Source organism: Streptomyces umbrinus (genome assembly GCF_030817415.1).
GTDB lineage: Bacteria > Actinomycetota > Actinomycetes > Streptomycetales > Streptomycetaceae > Streptomyces > Streptomyces umbrinus_A.
Window position 1 is genome coordinate 575,196 of record NZ_JAUSZI010000002.1, and the last position, 21,998, is coordinate 597,193.

20 protein-coding genes and 1 pseudogene are annotated in these 21,998 nt (G+C 69.6%); 8 read left to right on the forward strand and 13 right to left on the reverse strand.

Translation table 11 applies throughout. The features are described from left to right. Positions 1-116: 116 nt before the first annotated feature. The gene (locus QF035_RS03225) at positions 117-419 is read right to left on the reverse strand and encodes a putative quinol monooxygenase (protein WP_307517993.1); all 303 of its coding nucleotides are present in this window, start codon (positions 417-419) and stop codon (positions 117-119) included. A 510-nt stretch (positions 420-929) separates the two neighbouring features. Then, complete coding sequence (locus tag QF035_RS03230) at positions 930-1,892, reverse strand: carbohydrate kinase family protein (protein WP_307517995.1); 963 nt, start codon at positions 1,890-1,892, stop codon at positions 930-932. Positions 1,893-2,139: 247 nt separating this feature from the next. On the opposite strand from QF035_RS03230, the gene QF035_RS03235 reads away from it, so the two are divergent. The 7 genes from QF035_RS03235 to QF035_RS03265 all read left to right on the forward strand — a co-directional run bounded on the left by QF035_RS03235 (position 2,140) and on the right by QF035_RS03265 (position 8,860). After that, a complete protein-coding gene (locus QF035_RS03235; protein ID WP_307517996.1) occupies positions 2,140-3,156 on the forward strand; it encodes a sugar ABC transporter substrate-binding protein in 1,017 nt (338 codons plus the stop codon). A gap of 176 nt (positions 3,157-3,332) precedes the next feature. Then, a complete protein-coding gene (locus QF035_RS03240; RefSeq protein WP_307517997.1) occupies positions 3,333-4,328 on the forward strand; it encodes an ABC transporter permease in 996 nt (331 codons plus the stop codon). Next, positions 4,325-5,161 (forward strand): ATP-binding cassette domain-containing protein, encoded by an 837-nt coding sequence (locus QF035_RS03245; protein WP_307517999.1) that lies wholly within the window; start codon positions 4,325-4,327, stop codon positions 5,159-5,161. The genes QF035_RS03240 and QF035_RS03245 overlap by 4 nt, the downstream gene beginning before the upstream one ends. 68 nt (positions 5,162-5,229) lie before the next feature. Further along, the gene (locus QF035_RS03250; protein ID WP_307518000.1) at positions 5,230-6,261 is read left to right on the forward strand and encodes a LacI family DNA-binding transcriptional regulator; all 1,032 of its coding nucleotides are present in this window, start codon (positions 5,230-5,232) and stop codon (positions 6,259-6,261) included. Positions 6,262-6,527: 266 nt separating this feature from the next. Next, positions 6,528-7,610, forward strand: a complete 1,083-nt coding sequence (locus QF035_RS03255) for an AI-2E family transporter (RefSeq protein ID WP_307530864.1) — start codon at positions 6,528-6,530, stop codon at positions 7,608-7,610. A gap of 105 nt (positions 7,611-7,715) precedes the next feature. Next, a complete protein-coding gene (locus QF035_RS03260) occupies positions 7,716-8,438 on the forward strand; it encodes a DUF4389 domain-containing protein (protein ID WP_307518001.1) in 723 nt (240 codons plus the stop codon). A gap of 44 nt (positions 8,439-8,482) precedes the next feature. Continuing rightward, entirely contained in the window at positions 8,483-8,860 is a 378-nt protein-coding gene (locus tag QF035_RS03265; protein ID WP_307518002.1) for a hypothetical protein, read from the forward strand. Between the two features lie 8 nt (positions 8,861-8,868). Here the strand turns inward: QF035_RS03265 and QF035_RS56215 are convergent. The 5 genes and pseudogenes from QF035_RS56215 to QF035_RS03290 all read right to left on the reverse strand — a co-directional run. Further along, positions 8,869-9,056 (reverse strand): annotated as a pseudogene (locus tag QF035_RS56215) (IS256 family transposase); the annotation flags it as partial. 54 nt (positions 9,057-9,110) lie between these two features. Then, positions 9,111-9,965 carry a carbohydrate ABC transporter permease gene (locus QF035_RS03275; protein ID WP_307518003.1) on the reverse strand — a complete coding sequence of 285 codons (855 nt, stop codon included), beginning with the start codon at positions 9,963-9,965 and terminating at the stop codon, positions 9,111-9,113. Between the two features lie 2 nt (positions 9,966-9,967). Then, positions 9,968-10,975: a carbohydrate ABC transporter permease gene (locus tag QF035_RS03280; protein ID WP_307518004.1), complete on the reverse strand. Its 1,008-nt coding sequence runs from the start codon at positions 10,973-10,975 to the stop codon at positions 9,968-9,970. 64 nt (positions 10,976-11,039) lie between these two features. Continuing rightward, a complete protein-coding gene (locus QF035_RS03285) occupies positions 11,040-12,380 on the reverse strand; it encodes an ABC transporter substrate-binding protein (RefSeq protein ID WP_307518006.1) in 1,341 nt (446 codons plus the stop codon). 80 nt (positions 12,381-12,460) lie between these two features. After that, entirely contained in the window at positions 12,461-13,480 is a 1,020-nt protein-coding gene (locus tag QF035_RS03290; protein ID WP_307518007.1) for a LacI family DNA-binding transcriptional regulator, read from the reverse strand. A 181-nt stretch (positions 13,481-13,661) separates the two neighbouring features. On the opposite strand from QF035_RS03290, the gene QF035_RS03295 reads away from it, so the two are divergent. Next, complete coding sequence (locus tag QF035_RS03295) at positions 13,662-15,002, forward strand: mucin-1 (protein WP_307518008.1); 1,341 nt, start codon at positions 13,662-13,664, stop codon at positions 15,000-15,002. Positions 15,003-15,035: 33 nt separating this feature from the next. Here QF035_RS03295 and QF035_RS03300 read toward each other — a convergent pair whose 3' ends face one another. The 6 genes from QF035_RS03300 to QF035_RS03325 all read right to left on the reverse strand — a co-directional run bounded on the left by QF035_RS03300 (position 15,036) and on the right by QF035_RS03325 (position 21,997). After that, the gene (locus QF035_RS03300) at positions 15,036-16,100 is read right to left on the reverse strand and encodes an isopenicillin N synthase family dioxygenase (RefSeq protein ID WP_307518010.1); all 1,065 of its coding nucleotides are present in this window, start codon (positions 16,098-16,100) and stop codon (positions 15,036-15,038) included. A gap of 140 nt (positions 16,101-16,240) precedes the next feature. Continuing rightward, on the reverse strand, positions 16,241-17,185 hold the full coding sequence (locus tag QF035_RS03305; RefSeq protein WP_307518012.1) for a sugar phosphate isomerase/epimerase family protein: 945 nt from the start codon (positions 17,183-17,185) through the stop codon (positions 16,241-16,243). Between the two features lie 28 nt (positions 17,186-17,213). Beyond that, positions 17,214-17,822 carry a nucleoside deaminase gene (locus QF035_RS03310; RefSeq protein WP_307518014.1) on the reverse strand — a complete coding sequence of 203 codons (609 nt, stop codon included), beginning with the start codon at positions 17,820-17,822 and terminating at the stop codon, positions 17,214-17,216. Next, on the reverse strand, positions 17,819-19,363 hold the full coding sequence (locus tag QF035_RS03315; RefSeq protein WP_307518015.1) for a GMC oxidoreductase: 1,545 nt from the start codon (positions 19,361-19,363) through the stop codon (positions 17,819-17,821). The genes QF035_RS03310 and QF035_RS03315 overlap by 4 nt, the downstream gene beginning before the upstream one ends. 76 nt (positions 19,364-19,439) lie before the next feature. Beyond that, positions 19,440-20,570: an ROK family transcriptional regulator gene (locus tag QF035_RS03320; RefSeq protein ID WP_307530866.1), complete on the reverse strand. Its 1,131-nt coding sequence runs from the start codon at positions 20,568-20,570 to the stop codon at positions 19,440-19,442. Between the two features lie 8 nt (positions 20,571-20,578). Then, positions 20,579-21,997, reverse strand: coding sequence for a carboxylesterase family protein (locus QF035_RS03325; RefSeq protein WP_307518016.1), 1,419 nt, complete (start codon positions 21,995-21,997; stop codon positions 20,579-20,581). Position 21,998 lies beyond the last annotated feature (1 nt).

The following is a 21,998-nucleotide window of genomic DNA, read 5'->3' on the forward strand; positions in this document are numbered from 1 at the left end:
TCCTGTCAAACTCCGTTGCGGCGCCTCCCCCTCATGGGACTGAAACCTCGCGAGCCGTGGAGCCGCTTCGACTGGCACTACGGGAGCTGCTTCAGGTGGCCCAGGCCAACGGCCCGCTACGGATTCGTGGCCAGCGGATCGAGGAACGTCAGCACGGAGGCGTCCTCTTCGATCAGCGGGGTGAGGGCCGTGTTGAAAGGGCCTCCGTACGGGGCGTTCAGGTGCGCCTGGAAGGCGTCCTCGTCCCGGTACACCTCGAAGATCCAGAAGGCGCGCGGGTTGGCCGCCCTGGTGTAGACGTCGAAGGCGAGGTTGCCTTCTTCCTCGCGCACCGTCCGGGCGTAGTCCCCGATCAGGCGGGCGACTTCGCCCTCCGTTCCCTCGCGGGCGGTGAACTCGGCGAGCAGGGTCTTCTTCACGGTCTGGTGTCCTTGTCGGTCGTGGGTGGGGCGTCAGTCATGGGCGGAGTCAAGGTTCCGGACGACGGCCTTGGCCGGCTTCGCCGAGCCCTTCTCGGCGAGGACTCGCACTACCTGGCTGGCGGGTGTTGAAGCCCACGTCGCCGGTTGCACTGCGGACGAGTTTGCCGTCGACGCGGAGCGCAGCGGGGTGGCGGACGCTACGGCCTACGGGGCGAGAGGTGTGGAGGACGGGGCGCGGAACGTCGCCACCGCCACCGGTGGACGGATGCGGACATGCCGGGATACACGTCCAGGTCTCATGAGGGTCTCCTGTGCCGCGGCCGTCCGCGCAACGGTGCCTGCTGCCCCGGCGCCTACGGACCGAGAAGTGACGCCCTGGTCGGCGTCGTCGTCCACATCGCCTACCAAGGGCGTCATCGATGACATCGAGTGGGCCCGATGATGAGCGCATTCCGGCCGACGCGTCAACGGTTCGACCGGAATTGCCCGGCGCCGCCCACCCACCCATCAGGCGCCGTCGGCGTTCGTGAGCTGCTCCAACTGGCTCTGCCACGGCGGGTTGGGGCCGGCGACCGAGCAGGTCAGAGCGGCGACCTGAGTGCCGAACCGGCAGGCTTCCGCGACATCGTCGACACCGAGGTCCGTCAGTCGGCCGCCGAGGAGTCCGCGGTTGCCGAGGTGGTGCAGCAGCCCGGCGCTGAAGGAGTCCCCCGCGCCCACTGTGTCGACCACTTCTGTCGCCACCGCGGGCACCCGCAGCCGTTCGCCGTCGAGCGAGGCCAGGGCGCCGTCGGCTCCGAGCGTGATCACGACGAGCCGCGCTCCAGCGGCGTGCCAGATGTCGCACGCCCGCTCCGGCGGCGTGCCCGGCAGCAGCAGTTCCAGGTCGTCCTCGCTCAGCCGCAGGATGTCGGCGAGGCCGCACCAGTGCGCCAGCCTTGCGCGGTAGATCTCGGGGTGCACCAGCAGCGGCCGGACGTTGGGATCGATGCTGATGGTGGCCCGCGGAGCGGCAGCATCCAGGAACTCCTCCACCACTGCCCCGCCGGGCTCACGGACCAGCGCCAGCGACCCGGTGTGCACACATGCCGTTCCGGACAGATCCACCCTCGCCAGTTCCCCCGAAGTCCACTGCCAGTCGGCCGTGTTCTGCGCGTGGAAGGAGAACGCGGCCTGCCCGGTGGCATCCAGCTCCGCCACGGCCAGCGTGCTGGGCTCGGCGGCGGCGACGGCGTACGACAGGTCGACGCCGGACGCCTCCAGGTGGGCCCGGAACAGGCGGCCGAACACATCGCCGGACAGACGTGCGAGGAAGCGGGCCGGCGTGTCCAGCCGGGCCAGGGCCACCGCCGTATTCGCAGGTCCGCCGCCGGGCAGCACCCGCAGGGCGAGCTCGTTCGAGGCGTTTGCCGGTTCGGCGAAGGCGTCCGCGACGCACTCCCCCAGGACGGTGATCCGACGCGGGCTCATGGGCTGCTCTTCTCTCGGAAGGCACGGGCAGAAACGGGCACGTCCCGGGCAGCCGCCGAAAGGCTTCGGGCAGGCGATGGCCGCGGGCGTTGCCGATTTGTGACGGGTACAAGGCATTGACGTTGCCGGGGACCGGAGTCCATCATCCTCGCCAAGCAGTGTCAACGATGACATAAGTCAACGATGACACCGAGGGACGGCATGCCCCGATGCCGGCCGATCGCCCGCAATCCCGCAGGAGTCGTTCATGTCACGCATCTCTCGTCTGCCGTCCTCCCTGCTCAGAGTCACCGCCTGCACGGGTGTCGCAGCCCTCGCCCTGACCGCCTGTGGATCCGGATCCGGATCGGACACCGCGAGCTCCGGATCGGGCAGCGTCAAGGTCGGTCTGATCACCAAGACCGACACCAACCCGTTCTTCGTGAAGATGAAGGAGGGCGCGGAGAAGGCCGCCAAGGAGAACGGCGCCCAACTGTCCACTGCCGCAGGCAAGTTCGACGGAGACAACGCCGGACAGGTCACCGCCATCGAGAACATGGTCGCCGCCGGTGTGAAGGGCATCCTGATCACCCCGAGCGACTCCAAGGCGATCGTGCCCGCGATCGAGAAGGCCCGCGCCAAGGGTGTCCTGGTCATCGCCCTGGACACCCCGACCGAACCGGAGAGCGCAGTCGACGCCCTCTTCGCCACTGACAACCTCAAGGCCGGCGAGCTGATCGGCGAGTACGCCAAGGCCGCCATGAAGGGCAAGTCGGCGAAGATAGCCGCCCTCGACCTCGCGCCGGGCGTCTCCGTCGGCGTCCAGCGGCACAACGGTTTCCTGAAGGGCTTCGGCGCCACCGACAAGGACGTCGTGTGCGCCCAGGACACCGGCGGCGACCAGGCCAAGGGCCAGACCGCGATGGAGAACTGCCTCCAGAAGGAACCGGGCATCAACGTCGTCTACACCATCAACGAGCCCGCGGCCCTGGGCGCGTACACCGCTCTGAAGGCCAAGGGCCGGGAGAAGGACGTCCTGATCGTCTCCGTCGACGGAGGCTGCACCGGGACCAAGGCCGTCAAGGACGGCAAGATCGCCGCGACGTCGCAGCAGTACCCGCTGAAGATGGCCGCCGAGGGCGTCAAGGCTGTCGTGACGTTCGCCAAGGACGGCAAGAAGGCGTCCGGTTACACCGACACCGGCGTCACGCTGATCACCGACAAGGCGCAGGACGGGGTCACGTCCAAGGACACCGCGTACGGCCTGGAGAACTGCTGGGGCTGAGCCGTCCTCCTGATCCGTACGTCTGATCAGTATGCCTGATCCGTACGCCTGATACGTACGTCCCCCTCAGCGGGGCGGCCGTCCCTCCCTCCCCGACCGGGTGACGGCCGCCCGCTCGTCCTCTTGTCCTCCGACCGGTAAGGACAACGACCACTGTCTTCCGACAAGGACTTCGCATGACAGCCACGACCACGCCGTACGCCGAGCTCAAAGCGCCGACGACGGCCCGCAGACTGCTCACGGCACCGACCACCGGCCCGCTGGTCGCCCTCCTCCTGGCCTGCGCCTTCTTCTCCCTCTCGACCGACCAGTTCCTCACCGGCGGGAACTTCTCCCTGATCGTGCAGCAGGTCATGGTCGTCGGCACCCTCGCCATCGGACAGACCCTGATCATCCTCACGGCGGGCATCGACCTGTCGTGCGGTGCCGTGATGGCTTTCGGCAGCATCGTGATCGCCAAGATGGCAGCCGAGGGCTCCCTGCCCCCGCTCGCCGCCATCGCTCTGGGCATAGTCGTCTGCGGCGGCTTCGGCCTGGTCAACGGACTGCTGGTGCAGAAGATCCCGCTGCCGCCGTTCATCGTCACCCTCGGCATGCTCAACGTGGCGTTCGCGCTGACCCACATCTACTCCGAGGAGCAGACCGTCAGCAGCCTGCCGGGCCCGCTGACGGCCCTCGGGCAGACCTTCCCGCTCGGCAACACCGACATCACCTACGGTTCGCTGGTCACCATCGCCCTGTTCCTCCTCCTCGCGTACGCGCTGAGCAGCACCGGCTGGGGCCAGCACGTCTACGCGCTGGGCAACAGCCCGGAAGCGGCTCGGCTGAACGGCATCCGCACCTCCCGGCTGACCATCGGCGTCTACACCGTGGCCGGCCTGCTGTACGGCATCGCCGCCCTGCTGCTCATCTCCCGCACCGGCGTCGGCGACCCCCAGGCCGGCCAGACCGACAACCTCGACAGCATCACCGCCGTGGTCCTCGGCGGCACCAGCCTCTTCGGCGGACGCGGCTCGGTCCTGGGCACCTTCATCGGCGTCCTCATCGTCGGCGTGTTCCGCAACGGCCTGCAACTGATGGGCGTCGCCTCCATCTACCAGACCCTGATCACCGGAGTCCTGGTGATCCTCGCGGTGACCGTCGACCAGCTCTCCCGGAAGAAGGCCCGATGACCGCCACCTCCTCCCCCACGCCCGTGCTGCAGGCCCGCGGTCTGTTCAAGCGGTACGGCCAGGTCACCGCCATCGACGGCGCCGACTTCGATCTGCTGCCCGGCGAGGTCCTCGCCGTCATCGGCGACAACGGAGCCGGCAAGACCAGCCTGATCAAGGCCCTCACCGGCGCGTTGATCCCCGACGCGGGCGAGATACGGCTCAACGGGGAGCCCATCACCTTCTCCGGTCCGCAAAGTGCTCGCGCCCACGGCATCGAGACGGTGTATCAGGACCTCGCAGTGGCCGCCTCCATGGACATCGCGTCGAACGTGTTCCTCGGGCGCGAGCTGCGCCGCCCCGGTGTCCTCGGCAGTGTCTTCCGCATGCTGGACAAGAAGCGCATGCGCCAGGAGGCCGCCGAGCACATGGCCGACCTGAAGATCGGTCTGCGCTCGCTGACGCAGTCGGTCGAGACGCTCTCCGGCGGACAGCGGCAGGCCGTGGCGGTCGCCCGGTCCGTCGCCTGGGCCAGCAGTGTCGTCGTCATGGACGAACCCACCGCCGCCCTGGGCGTCAAGGAGTCCGGGCAGGTTCTGGACCTCATCCGCCGCGTCCGCGACAAGGGCATGCCGGTCGTCCTCATCAGCCACAACATGCCGCACGTCTTCGAGATAGCCGACCGGATCCACGTCCACCGTCTCGGCCGGCGCGCCGCCGTGATCAAGCCCTCCGACTACTCCATGGCGGAGGTCGTCGCCATCATGACCGGCGCACTCAGCATCGACGAGGCCGGAGATACTGTCGTAGCGGATTCCAAGGCCGCAAAGGCTGCTGGAGTCCAAGCCCACTGACTCAGCGCTCCCGGGTTCCGGCCGTCTGTCGCGGCCGGAACCGGCGAGCCCACAAGAAACGGTCCCCCATGGCAGCGATCCGCCGCCCCACCCTGGCCGACGTGGCCCGAGAAGTGGGCGTCAGCGCCAAAACGGTCTCCCGCGTCCTCAACGAGGACGGGCCCGCCTCGGCCCGGACCAGGGAGCAGGTGCTCGCCGCCGTCGCCAAACTCGGTTTCCAGCCGAACCTCATGGCACGCAACATCCGAGTCGGCGGCCCCGACACCACCATCGGCCTGGTCATCCCCGACCTCGCCAACCCCTTCTTCGGGGCGGTGGCCCGCGCAATCGAGGACACCGTCATCGAACGCGGACTGACGCTGCTCATGGGCTCCTCCGCGGACGGCCCCGACCGCGAACGCGCCCTGACGGACAAGTTCCTCGCCCGCCGCGTCAGCATCCTGATCGTCGTGCCGTCCGTCGGCGCCGACCACTCCCACCTCAAGTCCCACCGTACGGCGGGACTGCCCGTGGTCTTCCTCGACCGACCCGGAGTCGGCCTCGCCACGGACAGCATCGTCAGCTCCAACCGCGCGGGAGCGCATGACGGTGTCGCCCACCTCGTTGCCCACGGCCACCGGCGCATCGGCTTCCTCGGCGACCTGCCCGTGAAGCTGTACACCCGCCGCGAGCGCCTGGCCGGGTACCGCTTGGCTCTGCAGGAGGCCGACATTCCCTACGACCGCTCGCTCGTCGCCAACGCCCACGACCAGCAAGGTGCCGAGGCCGCGACCGCCCAACTCCTCGGCCTGGCCGATCCCCCCACCGCCCTGTTCGCCGGCAACAACATCATGGCGCTGGGCATCGTCGCCGAACTGGCCCGCAGCAAGCGCAAGGACGTCGCCGTCGTCGCCTTCGACGACGTCTCGCTCGCCGAGGCACTCGAACCGGCCCTGACCGTCGTCGCCCAGGACGCGGAAGAACTCGGCAGAGCAGCCGCGACCACCGCGCTGACCCGACTCGACGGCGACCGCACTCGCGCCCGCACCATCACCGTCCCCACCCGACTGATCGTCCGCGGCTCGGGCGAACAGACCGCGCCCGGCACGCACGGGGCTTGACCGGGACCGCCTCCGTCCGCGTACGGGCGCGCCCGTAGGCACGTGGAGGGCACGCATGCGGCACAGGCGGGGCCAAGGTGCGGGACCGTTCCGCCGAAGGCGACCTTGTCGGCCCAGCCGACGCGGTCCATGTCGCAAAGGGAGAAGGCGACGCCTGACCGCGGTGGTCATGCAGTCATTGCTGGTGCCTCGCCGACCGGTGGGTTCGACAGCCCAGGTCCTCCGGCCGGCAGCCGTGCCAATAGGGTGCCTCCGTGACTGCCACCATGAGTTCCACGAAGGCCCGTGCCGCGCTGCGCACATCGGCACGTTTTTCTGCGGAGTTGCTGCTGATATTCGCGATGCTCGCGGTGTCTCTATGGCTTCTGGGCCGGATGTGGTCGGTGGTGTGGCCGCTCGTCGTCGGCCTGCTGCTGACCACACTGACCTGGCCCCTGGCTCGTTTTCTGCGTCGTCACGGGTGGAAGCCCGCTCTCGCCGCGTCGGCGGTGACCGTGCTGTCCCTCCTCGTCGCAGGCGGTGTCGTGGCGCTGATCGCCGTACCGGTGGCGTCCCAGTCCGGTGAGCTGACCGACGGCGTGGTCGAGGGCATCCAGAAGCTGCGTGACTGGGCCTCCGGGCCGCCTTTGAACATCGGCGACGACGACATCACCAAGGCCATGGACAGCGCGGTCGCCCGCGCTCAGGACGGCCTCGGCAGCATGGTCACCACCGTGATCACGGGAGTGAGCACCATCGTCAACGGCGTGGTCACCGCCGTGCTGGCGCTCTTCCTGATGTTCTTCTTCCTCAAGGACGGCCCGCGCTTCCTGCCGTGGCTCGCCCGTCAACTGCCCGGCCGGCTCGCCACCGACATCCCCACCGTGGCCGCTCGTGGCTGGGCGACCCTGGGCTCCTTCGTACGTTCCCAGGCGGCCGTCGGCCTGCTCGACGCCGTTCTGATCGGCCTGGGCCTGTGGGTTGTGGGGGTGCCGCTGGTGCTCCCGTTGGCGGTGCTGACGTTCGTCTCCGCGTTCGTGCCGATCATCGGCGCCCTGTTCGCCGGTTTCGTCGCCGTCCTCATCGCGTTGGTCTTCAACGGTCTGACGGACGCGTTGATCGTGCTGGCCATCATCATCGCGGTGCAGCAGCTCGAGGGGAACGTGTTCCAGCCGATGATCCAGAGTCGTGGGCTCGGCCTCCATGCGGCCGTGATCCTGCTGGCGGTGACATTGGGCGGCAGTCTGGCCGGCATCGTGGGCAGTCTGCTCGCCGTACCGATCGCCGCGCTGATCGCGGTGGTGTGGAACTACGTGCGCGAGCAGCTCAGCGAGCCGTCGCAGGAGCCAGAGCCAGTGCCCGAAGGGTGACCTGCCGGTCGGGCCGACGGCCGTGGCCGGGCGCGCGAACGGCCCCTCCCAGGTCGCGGTGCTCCACCTCGCTTGCGAATCTGCAAGCGAAAGGAGTTGCCTCCCATGGTTCCTGTCACCGCGTCGCCCGTGCGTATCGAGGCATCCGTCGATGCCCGGCTCTCCAGATGGCTGTGGCTGGTGAAGTGGCTCCTCGCCATCCCGCACTACATCGTGCTGTTCTTCCTGTGGATCGGGTTCGTCCTCGTCACGGTGATCGCGTTCTTCGCCATTCTGTTCACCGCCCGGTATCCCCGGTCCCTCTTCGACTTCAGTGTCGGCGTACTGCGATGGAACTGGCGGGTCAGCTACTACGCCCACACGGCGCTCGGCACCGACCGGTACCCGCCGTTCACCCTCGCGGATGTGCCGGACTACCCGGCGCGTTTCGACGTCGCCTACCCCGCGCGCCTCTCGCGTGGCCTGGTCCTGGTGAAGTGGTGGCTGCTGGCGATCCCGCAGTACATCGTCGTCGCGATGTTCGCGGGTGGCTGGGGATGGGGCGGGGGCTGGGGCGACGGGCACGGCTGGCGGGGCGGCGGGCTGATGCCCTTCCTCTCCTTCGTCGCCGTGGTCATCCTGCTGTTCACCGCCCGGTACCCGCGGCACCTCTTCGACTTCCTCATGGGCCTCGCCCGGTGGGTGGCGCGCGTGATCGCCTATGCCGCGCTGATGACCGACCAGTACCCGCCGTTCCGCCTCGACATGGGCGGACAGGAGTCCACGCCGATCCCCCAGCCGGACTCACCGCCGCCCGCGCCGCCGGCCTCCCCGATGACGAAGAGCTGAATCCACCGGGGGAACCGATTCCGTTCGGCACGTATCGTCCAGACATGGACACCACTGCTTCACCCCGCGTCCTCGTCATCGGGCTCGATCCGTATCGAGTGCCCGGGCCGTGGGATCCCGAGCCGGCAGCCAAGGCGATCGAGGAGGGACTGGCCAAGTTCGCCGAACACGACGTGGGCTTCGAGACCTGCCTCATCGGTCTTGATGGAAGTGACGACGTGGAAGCGGTCGTCGGGAATGCGCTACGAGCCCATCCGTGGGAGTGCGTCACCGTCGGCGGTGGCCTGCGGCACTCAGACGATCAAGCTGAACTCCTCGAGCAAGTAGTCAACCTGATTCGGCGGCACGCACCCGACGCGGCCATCGCCTTCAACAGCACCCCAGCCACTACCTACGAGGCTGCTGCCCGTTGGATCCAGTGACGGCAGCATACGCAAACCTTGGCCTGCTCCAGGCGGACGTTGAGGTGAATGCCGTCGGCCCGCACGTACACGTGGTCGACCTCCGCGAGGTCACGATCCATGAACGCGGCATGGTCAGCCTGCTCTGCTGGGACAGCCGGGTGACCGTCGCCGGGGAGAGGCCGCCCGAGTTGCCGAGGAACTGCTCCGGCAACGGGCCACGAGGCCAGGGGATTCTCCTCGTGCACGTCCCTCCCGTCAGCAAAAGCCCTCAGCCCTTGACGGCCGAGCTGGCGACTCCCTGGACGAACCAGCGTTGGAAGAACGCGAAGACGATCAGTACGGGCAGGACCAGGAGGACGCCGAAGGCGAGGATCTGACCCCAGTCCGGCGGGAGTTGGGCCTGGAAGACGCTCATCTCCAGGGGCAGCGGGCGTACCGAGGGGTCGGAGACCATCAGGACGGGCCAGAGGAAGGAGCCCCACTGGGTGAGGAAGGTGAGGATCGCCACGGATGCGAAGGCCGGCTTCGACATGGGGACGATGATGGCGAAGAAGGTGCGCCAGGGGCCCGCGCCGTCGATGCGGGCGGCTTCCTCGATGCTCGGCGGGATCGAGCGGAAGAAGGTGTGGAACTGGTAGACGGAGAAGGCGTTGGCGATGAACGGGATCGCCTGGATGAAGAGCGTGTTGCGCTGGTCGTTGAACATGTAGAAGAGCGGGACGGCCACCGACTCGAACGGGACCAGCATCAGCAGCAGGATGAGGGTGAAGACGGCGTTGCGGCCGCGCCACTTCAGCCGTGACAGCCCGTACGCCGCCATCGAGTTGACGAACAGTCCACCCGTCACCACCACGAACGCGAGCAGCAGCGAGATGCCCATGAAGCGCCAGAAGTAGCCGGTGCTGTCGGAGTTGAGGCTGCTCAGGACGTTGGAGTAGTTGTCGAAGGACAGGTGCGTGGGCAGGAAGCCGGACAGGCCGTTCAGCACTTCGTCGGACGGCTTGAGGCTGCCTATCAACAGGTAGAGGACGGGCAGCACGAAGATGAACGCCAGTACGCCGAGGACGGCGTAGTCGAGGACGCGGCGCAGGGGTGTGCGGGTGAGGCCCGTGTGGGTGCTCATGGTCAGTCCTCGTTGTCGGGCCGGACGACGCGGCGCTGGATGAGGGTCAGGGCGACGACGATCAGGAAGAAGACGACGGTGATCGCGGCTGCCTGGCCGACGTTGTTCTGGTCGAAGGCGGTGGTGACGGCCTGGTACATCACGGTGCGGCCGGCGTCCTCGTTGAGGCCGCCGCCCTTGACGAGGACGTAGACCTGGTCGAAGACGCGGAAGGAGAGCACCGAGGTGAGCATGGCGACGAAGACGAGGGTGCCGCGGATGCCGGGCAGTGTGATGTGGCGAAACTGCTGCCAGCGGCTCGCGCGGTCGAGATCCGCGGCCTCGTAGAGCTCACCCGGTATCTGCTGGAGGCCGGCGAGGAGGATGACCATCTGGAAGCCGACGCCCTGCCAGATGGACAGCACGATGATCGAGGCCATCGCGGTGGCGGAGTCGCCGAGCCAGTCGAAGGCTCCCCAGTTGCCGAAACTGACAGCGTGCAGGGCGGAGTTGAGCATGCCCTGGTCGCTGCGGGCGAGGATGAGCCGCCAGATCACGGCGACCAGCGCCATCGGGAAGACGACCGGCATGAAGAAGAGGGACCGGAACAGGCCGATCGCCTTGAGCTTGCGGTTCAGCAGGATCGCCAGCCCCAGCGCCAGGGCCGTCTGGACCGGTACGACGACCACGGCGAAGGTCAGGTTGTTCAGCAGGGCCCGCAGGAAGGGGCCGGACAGGTCGGGGTCGGTGAACAGCCGTCGGTACTGCTCCAGACCGAAGAAGGTGGGCGCGAGCGGGGAGCCGAGGCGGACGTTGTAGAAGGAGAGGACGACGGCGTAGCCGAACGGGATGCCCACGAAGGCGATGAGTCCGGCGACGGCGGGCGTGGACATGAGCAGGCCGTGCAGCCAGTCGCGGTTCTTGCGCACGGAACGCGCCGGACGCACCGGACGCGCGGGCTTGGCGGCGGTCACGGGTGGGGCCTTCTCCCGGGCGTGGGGCGCGGCGTGCGCCGGTTCGACGGAGGTCACGGATGGGTCCTGTTCCCGGCGGGGGCGGGCGCGGTCTGTACCGTCCCGCCCCTGGCCGATGGTCCTACGGGATCTTGTAGCCGGCGTTGTCGGAGAAGTCCTGGTCGATGGCGCGGGCGGCCTTCTCCAGGGCGCTCTTCGGGTCGGCTCCGCCGTAGATCGAGTTGAGGGCCTCGCTGAACTTGGCGGTGATGGTGGGGTATCCGGCGGTCACCGGGCGGGTGACGGCGACGCAGGACTTGGTGATGTCGCTGTCGCCGCAGGGCTTGGCGAGCTGGTCGGCGAAGAGCTGGAGCGGGCCGCCCTCCTTGTACAGGGGGCTCGCGGCGAGCGCGGTCTTCGTGGCGGGCGGGGCGCCGTTGGCCGTCGTCATCGCGGTGACGTTGGCGTCGTTGAGCAGGTAGTCCATGAAGGCACCGGCGGCCTTGGCGTTCTTGGTGTCGGCGCCGATGCCCCACGCCCAGGAGCCCTGGCCGGTCTTGGGACCGTTGCCGAAGTCGGGCAGCGGAAGGACGACGAGGTCGTCGCCGAGCGCCTTGCCGTAGGTGGGGTACATCCAGTGGCCGACCCAGCTCAGGGCAACGCGGTCCTTGGCGAAGGCGTTGCCGTCGGTGTTGGGGTCGACGTACGTCTTCCAGGACTGGACGGTCTTCAGCGCCGAGACGACGGCCGGCGTGTCGAGGGCGCCTTCCGCCTTGTCGCCCTTGATCAGCGAACCGCCGGCCGACCAGACGACGGGGGCGAAGCCGTAGGTCCCCCACTCGGTGGCCAGGCCGTTGCCCTCTTGGATGTCGAGGGTCTTGCCGTCGGAGTCCTTGGCCTTCAACGCCTTGAGCGCGGCGGTGAACTGCTCGGCCGTCCAGTCGTCGGACAGGCTGGTCGGGTACTTCACGCCGGCCGCGTCCAGCAGCTTCTTGTTGCCGTAGATCCCCAGGCCCGAGTCGTACATGCCCAGGCCGTAGTGCTTGCCGCCGATCGCTCCCTGGGACTTGCTCGCGTCGGTGGCGTTGGACATCGTCTTGGCGGAGACGTAGTCGTCGACGGGGGCGAGCTTCTTGTTGTAGACGAAGTTCGCCATGGTCGGGCCGTCGAACTCCATCACGTCCGGCAGCTCGGAGGCGCTGGTGGCGGTGATGGTCTTGGTGTAGTCGTTGCCGGGTATCAGCTTCAGCTCGACCTTGATGTCGCTCTGCGAGGAGTTGAAGGACTTCACCGCGGCCTGCACGGCGGCGTCCTCGCTCTTCTGGCCCTGGTGGGCCCAGACGCTGATGGTGCCCTTGCCGCTGCCGGCGTCCGCCGAGGCGTCGGTGCCGCTGCCCCCGCCACAGGCGGCCAGTGCCACGAGAGGGAGCAGGGCCAGGCCCGTACAGGCCGTGCGGCGGTGCCTTCTGTTGGTCGAGCTCATGGTCTGTGCCTCCGTGCTGTGGCGTGGGTTCGAGGTGTGGGAGCGCTTCGAGGCGTGGGGGGTGTGGGGCTCAGGGGGTGCTACTGAGGTCCGCGCGGACGGGGTGGGGCGGTGGTCTCGCGCAGGACCAGGCGGATGGGCATCTGGACATGACCGGGGTGTTCGGCACCGGGTTCGTCGAGCTGGCGCAGCAGCAGCCGGGCGGCCTCGGCGCCCTGGCCCGCGACCGGCTGGGCGACCGTGGTCAGTCCGACCACGTCGGCGAGTTCGTGGTCGTCGAAGCCGACGACGGACACGTCGTCCGGGACCCTCAGCCGGTGGCGGCGCAGGGCCCGGAGCGCGCCCATCGCCATCTCGTCGGACTGCGCGAACACGGCGGTCGGCGGCCGGGAGGCGGCCAGCAACTCGGTCATCGCCCGCTCGCCGCCCTCGAGGGTGTAGTCGCCGTCCGCCTCCAGGGCCGGGTCGTGCTCGATCCCGGCCTCGGTCAGCACGTCGAGATAGCCCCGGCGGCGCTCGATGGGCGTGGTCCAGTGCAGCGGCCCGCTGGATCCGCTGATCGTGCCGATGCGGCGGTGGCCGAGGTTCACCAGATGCCGTACGGCGCTCTCCGCACCGGCCCGGTCGTCGATGCCGACCACGGTGAAGCCGGGCCGGGCGACGCCGACCGTGCTGGCCAGCGGCACTCCGAGGGAGCGCAGCGCCGCGGACTCCCCCTCGTCGGGGATGAGCAGCGACAGCACCGCGTCCACCCGCTTGCGGACCGGCAGCTTCGTGAAGAAGCGCTTGCGGGTCTCGGGTGTGCCCAGGTTGTACAACAGGACGTCGTACCCGGCGGCGCTGAACACCTGCTCCGCCGCGTCGAGCACGGTGCCGAAGAACCAGCGGCCCACGTACGGGACGACGACCCCGATGGTGAAGGTGCGGCCGCTGGCCAGGCTGGAGGCGGAGCGGGACGCGGTGTAGCCGAGCTGTGCGGCGACGGCCGCGATCCGGTCCCGCACCTCGTCGGAGACGCCCGCCCGGCCGCGCAGGGCGCGGGACACGGTGGACGCGGAGACGCCGGCGGCGCGGGCGACGTCGTTGATGCTGGCCGTCACGGCTCAGTTCCTCCCGTTGATTTCACGGCGGTGTGATCTGCGAGTGACGTGACCGTAAACCTGACCTCGCTGTTGCGCAAGCGTTTGCGTTCAGATTTACTTGGGCCGATTCCCAAGAGATACCGCTTTGGTCAATGGTCAGCGCATGCGTTTGGGCGCTGTGAGCCGACAGGAACTGTGCATGCGATACGCCCCGCCCGGCCTCTGCGTGAACGACTTCGCCCTGCTGCGCGACGAGGACGGCACGTACACGGTGCTGCACCTGCAGGGGCCCTGGACAGCGGAGTTCGACCACCTGCGGATGGAGACCTCCTACGGCCGGGCGACCTCCGCCGACCTGGTCCGCTGGCAGCCCCAGGGCACCGCCTTCGGCAACGGGCTGCCCGGCCGATTCGACCAGCAGGCCGTGTGGACCATGCACCCGTTCCGGCACGGCAGCGGGATGGCCATGTTCTACACGGGGGTGAGCGGGCTGACGGCGGACGGCTGGCCGCTGCAGTCCGTCGGCCTCGCGTACTCCGACCGCACCGACGGCACGGGCTGGCGGCGCCACGGCACCGGTCCGGTCGTCGAGGCGGACCCGCGCTGGTACCGCACCGGTGAACGCATGGGCTGGCGCGACCCGTTCGTCGTACGCGACGACGAGGGCGAGGGCTGGGTGATGGCCGTCTGCGCGAGCGACGCCTCGCTGCCGGTGGAGGTCAGCGGCTGCGTGGCGCTGGCCACGTCGAGCGACCTGGAGCACTGGACGGTCCACCCGCCGCTCGTCTCACCCGGGGACGTCGACGAGTTGGAGTGCCCGGTCCTGGAACGCCTCGACGACGGCAGCTGGCTGTTGCTCGGCTCCATCGGCGCCACCCGCGGCTTCGAGGCGTGGACCGCCCCCCGCCTGCGCGGCCCCTGGACCCGCCGCGGCCCCCTCGGCCCGACCGGCTCGTACGCCCCCCGTGTCGTCGGCGCGCCCGACGGTTCCCGGGTCGTCGTGCACACCACGCCCCGTCAGGTGGGCCTCACCGACACCGGGGAGCGCTGCCGCGGCATGCTGGCCCAGCCCAAGTCCCTTGTCGTACGGGAGGATTCGGCGCCCCGCCTGGAATGGTGGACCGGCCTGAACGCCTGGCTCGGCGAGGAGACCGACCGGCCCGCCCTCCACGCGGTCGGTGACATCGGCATCACCGGGCCCGTCGAGATCACCCTCCGCACCGACACCCCGGACGACGACCGCCCCGCCCTCTCCGTCGGCTGCGACGGCAAGAACCTCTGGGTCACCGGCCCCGGCGGCATCCGCCTCGGCGAGACCGTCCTGACCGAACCGGCCGCCACTCTCCGCATTCTCACCATCGGCGAATACGTCGAGGTGTACGCCGACAACGTCTTCGCCCTCACGGCCCTGTGCTACTCCGGGCACTCCACCCCGTGGACAGCCGTGACCGAAGGACACAGCCGTACGATCCCCATACGCCCGATCCGCCTGCCCGACCCCCACCGCGACGACGCCTCGGCCATCTGGCCCGGCCCTTGAGTGACCCGCGTCGACTGCTGGGCGTTGGGCCGTTCACTCGGTGGCGGCCCGAGCGCGTGCGGCCTCTCGGACCGCGGCCACGTTCTTCTTGCCCTTCCGCGAGCCGTTCAGCTTGGCCCTGATGTGCTCTCGGACGGTGACCGGTTCGTAGGCGAGACCGTGGTCCGCGTCGAGTAGGGCGGGCAGCGTCTCGATGACCGCGTCCGGGTTCCCGTCGTGGAAGAAGGCGGCCGAGCGGCGCCGCAGGATCGTCCCGTCGACGACGGGGGGCTTGACGCGGTGCAGCGTCGACATCCACCGGTCGTTGGTCAGGAGGGCCGTGAGATCGCCGAGGTTGACGAGCAGCGCGCCGTCCGCGGGCGTCACGTCGTGCCAGGTGCCGTGGCGGTCGAGCACCTGGAGCCCGGGGACCTGGTCGGCCCACAGCACGGTGACGATCCCGTAGTCGGTGTGTTCGCCCATACCCATCAGCTCGCCGTCCAGGTCCACGGTGCCTTCGGGCAGGGCGTAGTTGTTCATGCGGAGCACGTCGATGGAGTGTCCGGTGAGTGCCTCGAAGAAGTCCGGTGCCAGACCGAGGGCGTCCGCGAAGATCCGCGTCAGCGTGCGTGCCACCCGCGAGGCGTGACCGAAGTAGGCCTCCACCCGCGGCGTGAAGGCCTCGGTGTCCGGCCACACGTTGATCCCGAAGTCGTCCTCGGAAAGGCCGAGTTCGGGCGGGAAGGAACGCGCCTCGACACCGACGTTGAAGGCCTCGAAGAAATCGTTCATCCGCGAGGCCGACTCAAGTCCCAGGCTCAGGCTCAGCGACTCGCTCTTCGGCGGGCTGTAACCGCGGTTGGCGCCGTCGACGCGGTACGCCTTCTTCGCCTCCAGCGGCAGCGCGAAGAACGCGTCCATGGCCCCCTTCAGACCGTCGAACGCCGGCTGCGGAATGCCGTGCCCGAGGATCTGGATGAACCCCACCTCAGCACACGCGGCGTCGATCAGCCGTGCCACATGCCCCCGCTCCTCGTCCGTACCGTCTCCGACGTAGGGGGAGATGTCGACGGCCGGCACGGTGAACATGGGCGTGGAGGTGGCAATGTGAGACTTCACTGTCGTGCGTCCTTCCAGACTGTGATCATTTGGCGAAGGGCCGCCGACCGGCCCGTGTTCCCTGCCCAGTTTCGGGCGGAGCAGGTCGCGCGGCATCCGCTTCCTCCGGGAGCCACCGCTCAGAGCGACGGCCAACCGGCTCAGGAGAGAAGCCCGGCGTCTGCCCGTATCCCCTTCACCACGGCCGTCCCTGTCCGAAGCGCGGCGACGGGATCAGCGGCCTCGTCCAGCTCGATGAGCACGATGTCGGCGCCGGGAGTCATTGACATCGCGGCGGCCCATCCTCTCCAGTCCACGATGCCCGTACCCAGTTCGGTCATGTAGGGCTGCTGTTGGGCGAAGACCGTTTCGTCGATGGTGAGTTCGATGTCGATCGGCTTGACCGCGTCCTTCCAGTGCGCCAGTGCGATGCGTTGGGAGTGGCGACGCGCGACGGCGACGGGGTCGCCTCCCCCGAGTGCGATGTGGCAGGAGTCGGGACACAGCCACACGTAGCGTGGATCGGTCAGAGCCATGAACAGGTCGATGTCCCTCTCGTACCAGAGGGTGCTGTTGGACTCGGTGTGGAAGGCGAGCTTCACACCGTGCTGTGCGACGGCCTCACCGACGATGTGGGCGATGTCTGCCATCCGGGTCATGTACGCGGCGTCGACGAAGAAGGGCGGGCGCGTCCCCGACGTCGCACGCATGGGCAGCCCGGCGACGAGAAGTCCGGCGCCCACGTCGGCGAGGAAGGCCGCGCGTCGCTCGGCGTCGGCGACTATCGCGGGCAGGCTGTCGCTGTCCCGCCAGTCGGGGCATTCGCTCTCGGCGATGAAGGCGCTCACGACGGACAGGCCGCGGGCCTGCAACTCATGGCGGAACGACGGCGCGTCGCCGAACGCGCGCAGGACCGAGTCGATGTCGCCCGGCGCGAAGGTCAGCTCGATGCCGGTGACACCCGCCTCGGCCAACGCGTCCATCGTCCGGTCCCAGAAGCGCCCGGGGTTCTTGACGGCCCAGTCGCGAAAGGCGTCCGCGGATTCGAGGCCCCAGAAACCGGGGTGGTAGAAGGTCACGACGTCGGTGGCGAAGCGTGGTGCCACGGGAGTCTCTCCATTCGGATCGGCGGAATCATTCGGCGCCTGCGCGCGCGTTGTAGACGACGATGCCGTCGGCGTCGACGGCCTCCCGGTAGCCGCGGAACACCGCGAGCGCCTCGTCCCGGAGCACGTCCCGCACGACCTCGATGCCGCGTGCCTGGAACTGCCCGGCCCAGTCCGCGCCGAGCGGGCCCTCGTCGAACGTGGTGATCTCCTCCAGTTCCGGGCCCTCGCCGGCGACCACGAGGCCGCGCACCCCGGACCACATCGCCGCGCCGTAGCACTGGATGCACGGACGCCAGTTCACCACCAGCTCGTGCGCCGGCATTCCGTCACCACCGAGATCCCAGCCGCCCGTCGTCGTCTGGGCCAGTCCGAGGGCGACGACCTCGGCGTGCGCGCTGGAGACACCGGAGGCGAGTACGACGTTCACGCCGACCGAGACGATCCGGCCGGTGTCCCGCTCGGCGACGAGTGCCGCGAACGGACCGCCATTGCCCTCACGCCAGTTGCGGTCGGCCAGCCGGTGCACGAGGCGCATCCGGTCGTCACGGGCCGGAATGGCAGCGGGGACGGCGGCCAGTTCGTCGTCGATCCACGTCGGGAGCACCACCCGGTATTCCTTTGCGATGTCGATCATGATCGGACCTCCTCTCGGTGCGTGGCGAGCGCGGCGGTCCGTACGGCGACGGCCCGGGCGGCCCGTACGGCCGTCACCGCGCCGGTCAGGGTGACGTTGGCGGCCATCGCGGTGGGGATCACGCCGTTGCCGGCGAGGTACAGGTTGTCGTAGCCCCACACCCGGCCGTCCGGGCCGCACACGCTGGTGCCGTCGTCGACCGGGCCGGAACGGACGGTGCCGGTCAGGTGCAACGACGAGCCGGGCGGGAGCAGCGCACGCTCCGTCGCGGGATCGAAGGGGCCGAATTCCTCGGCAATCGACTGGATTTCGTCAAGTGCCCGGCCGAGCAGCGCTCGGTCGGCGTCGGAGTAGCCGAACTCGACACCGATCCGGGGCATCCCCGCGAGGTCGGTCTCGGTCGGCGAGAACACCAGCCGGTTCTCGGGGCGCGACTCGACAGGCACGTACAGCGAGAGGCCCACGGAGTGGGCGAGGGGGCGGCCGTCCTCGTCCACGTACGTTCGGTTCATGATCTGGCCGTGGAACGGCTGCGCCGCTCCGTTCTGGGGCAGCCAGAGCGAATCGGTGCTGAACTCGCCGACACGCGGCAGAGGCAGGTCGTCGAGATCGATGCCGAACCGGTCGGGGTCGAGCAGCACCCGGGCGGTGATGAACGCGTGCTCGTTGAGGTAGCGGCCCAGCGCCTCGGGCCGGATGCCCGAGGCGAACAGCAATTGCGGGGTGCGCAGCGCGTCGGCGCACACCACCACGGCATCCGCGAGGAGTTGCGACTCGCCGCCGTCGGCGATGCGACGCAGCCGGGCGCCGGCGACCCGGCCGTCCGAGACGATGAGAGCGGTCGCGAGGGTACCGGTCAGCAGGGTGAAGGCCGGGTCCTCGCCGGTCGCCATCGCGGGGAAGATCGTCCCCGGAGCCGTGCGCGGCATGGGGCCCGATGCCGGCGTGGTGACGGCCATGGGCATCGACTGCGGCCGCCGGTCGTCCGGTCCGATGCCGTCGAAGCGCCGACGCAGTACGTCGAGCACGATCCGGCCGACGTCGGTCGGACCGATCGCGGACGGGGTGACCGCGAGCAACCGGCGCGCGGTGTCCAGGTCCGTCGCCCAGCGGGCCGGGTCGCCGAAGTCGAACACCTCGTCCCCGGCGGGCCAGGGCGTCGCGGCGGTCCAGTGCACGCCCATGCCGCCGGCGTTCCACGCGAGCGCTGTCGCGGGCATCGCCTCGGCGTCCTCGCCGAAGGCGAGCGCGTGGAACATGCCGGGTGTCAGATCGTCGAGGCTGCCCGCGGCATCGCGCACCACCTCGGCGCCGGTGTACATGCCTTGGATGCCGGTGCCGACCCGTTCGTTGTAGCGCGACCAGAGAGCCGGATCGTCGACGTCGTGCAGGTGCAGGCCGGGGACCTCGCCGATCGCGCTGCCACCCTCGACCATGGTGATGTCCAGCGCCGGATCGGTGTCGCGCAGCAGTCTGGCCACGACTGATCCCATGATGCCGCTGCCCACGACGAGGACGTTGGTGCGAGTGGTGCCGGTCAAAGGGGGACTCCTGTCCTGTACTGCTGCCTGGTACTGACGTCTGCCACGCTGTCCTGCTTCTGCTGGTGGTGAGCGTTCACGCGCTCGGGGCGAGCGGGCCGAACAGCTGCGTGTCCATCGAATCGAGTGCCAGCTTGACGGCGCCGATGAGGTCGGCGTCGCGCCCCAGACACGTGGCACGCAGCTCGACCGCGGGGGTGCGGGCGTCGTGCATCGCCTTGCGCACGCGGGGCAGCAGCACATCGGCCGCGTCCTCCAGACCGCCGCCGAGCACGATGAGCGACGGCGCGACCGTCCACGACAGGGTCGTGAGGATCGACGCGATGTTCTCCACGAATTCGTCCACCTCGGCGAGCGCTGTCGCATCACCGGCACGAGCCGCGTCGAAGCGGTCGAGCGCAACCCTGCGTCGATCCGGTTCCGGGGAGGTGAGCCCTGCCACCGGGCGGTTCTCCACCGAGCCGGTCGGCATCGACGCCGCTTCGACGATCTCGCCCGCGGCACCGTCGAGCCCCCTGTGCACGGCACCTCGGATGAGGATGCCCAGGCCGGTCCGGTTCCCGAGTATCGCCCATACGACGTTGTCGTGATCGTCGGCCACGCCCCGCCAACGCTCCGCGAGGGCACCGAGGTTGGTGTCGTTGTCAGCGAACCAGGGCATCGGGACCCGCCGCGCGAGTTCCTCGGGGAGGTTCACGCCTTCCCAGCGCGTCGTGTGCACCAGGCGTCGTACGACCCCGTCGTCGTCGATCGCGCCACCGCTCGCGACAGCACCGGCCCGAAGACGGTTCGCCGACCCGCCCGCGTCGTCGAACGCCTCCAGCACCAGTGCCGCCGCGTCGTCGAGCGTGGACTGCGGATCCTGGTAGGCGCGCAGCGGCCGATGCGCCCGGCCGACGACACGGCCGCGTACGTCGGCGACGACCGCGGACGCGTCCAGGGTGGTGATGCGCACGGCCGCCAGCAGCGCGTGTTCGGCCCGCAGTTCGTACCGGCGGGCCGGGCGCCCGGCACAGCCGCTGGTCGGCACGCGGTCCAGTTCGGTCACCCAGCCCGCCTCGACGAGCGAGTCCAGGACGACCTCGATGGTGCGGCGGGAGAGGCCGACCTGCTCGGCGAGCTCGGTCAGCGTGATCGGCCCGGCCGACACCGCCAGTGCGCGCAGGATGACCGAGGTGTTGATGCGTCGGACGGCGCTCTGGTTCATTCCGGACATCAGCACGCCTCCGCCACCCCGGACACCGCCGGTACCACCGGATCGAACAAGCCCGTGGTGTCGGCGGTGAGCGCCGCGCCGGGACGGCCGTATTCGCGAGCCGCGTCGCCGAGTGTCCCGGTCGCCCTGGCCCAGGCCGGCTCCTGGCCACGTACGAACCTGACCAGATCGGTGTGGGTCAGTGCGGCCAGCTCCCCTGGCGGGTTCGGCCCGAGCGCTTCACCGACTCCGGGTGCGTCGAGCACGTCGAAGAAGAACGGGATGTCGATGCAGTGCGTGGCGCCGCCGAGCACCGGGGAGGGCCATTCGAAGGAGTACAGCCAGGTGCCGGCGGCGGCGTCGCGGCGGGAGGCCGCGACCCGCGGGCAGGCGGCGCGGAAGAGGGTGTCCGTCACCCGGGTGCCTGCCTCGCGGGTGCCTGCCGTGCGGATGGTGGCGTCGCCGTCGAATTCGTCGCCCGTGGCGCCGAGCAGCAGCGGTACGGCGTGCCCGTGCCGGGTGAGTCCGTCGGCGATGGGCGCAGGCAGAATGTCGTCGCCGACGAACAGGCCGAGCGCGGGCAGGTCGTCGCCCTGTTCGTCCCGCAGGTCGATGACGCAGCGCTGGATGTGCTCCACGGCGCGGCCGGCGAATCCGGCTCGCGTCGGCGGCACACCGAGCCGGTGCGCGAGCCGTCCGAGGAAGTCGCGTGCCGCGTCCCCGTCTGCCGCGAAGGTGCCACCGGACAGGCTGGCCGCACGGTGGAAACGGCCGCTGCCCGCGGGCGACGAGAGCAGCGCTAGGACCGCCGCACCCCCGGCCGACTGACCGGCGACGGTGACCCGGTCCGGATCGCCGCCGAAAGCGGCGATGTTGTCCTGCACCCAGTCGAGCGCGAGCAGCAGGTCGCGCATCCCGAGGTTCGCTGGAACGCCGTCCAGTACGGCGAATCCGTCGACGCCCAGCCGGTAGCCGACGGTGACGCAGACGACCCCGTCGCGGGCGAAGGCACGGCCGTCGTACCACGGACTGGCCGGGCTCCCCGCCAGGAAGGCGCCGCCGTGGATCCACACCAGAACCGGGAAGGGCTCGCGGTCGTCGTCGGCGTCAGGCGCGACGATCCCTAGGTTCAGCACGTCGTCGCCCGGCACCGACGGCTCCGGCACTGTGGTCGTGGCGAACAGCGGCACGCGCTGCGCGGTGGCACCGTGCCGGGACGCGTCGAACGGCTCCGTGAACCGGCCGCGGCGGGCCGGCGCTGCGAACCGCCGTGCACCGGTGGGAGCTTCGGCGTACGGAATACCGAGGAAGCGCCGAACCGAGCCGGTGCGACGGCCGATGATCGTGCCCGCCGGCGCGCGGACGGTGACGGTCTCCCGGACTTCGGCCGGGCGGATCCTCATCTCGTTTCGCTCGCCGCGCGCGTCGAACGAGTCCATG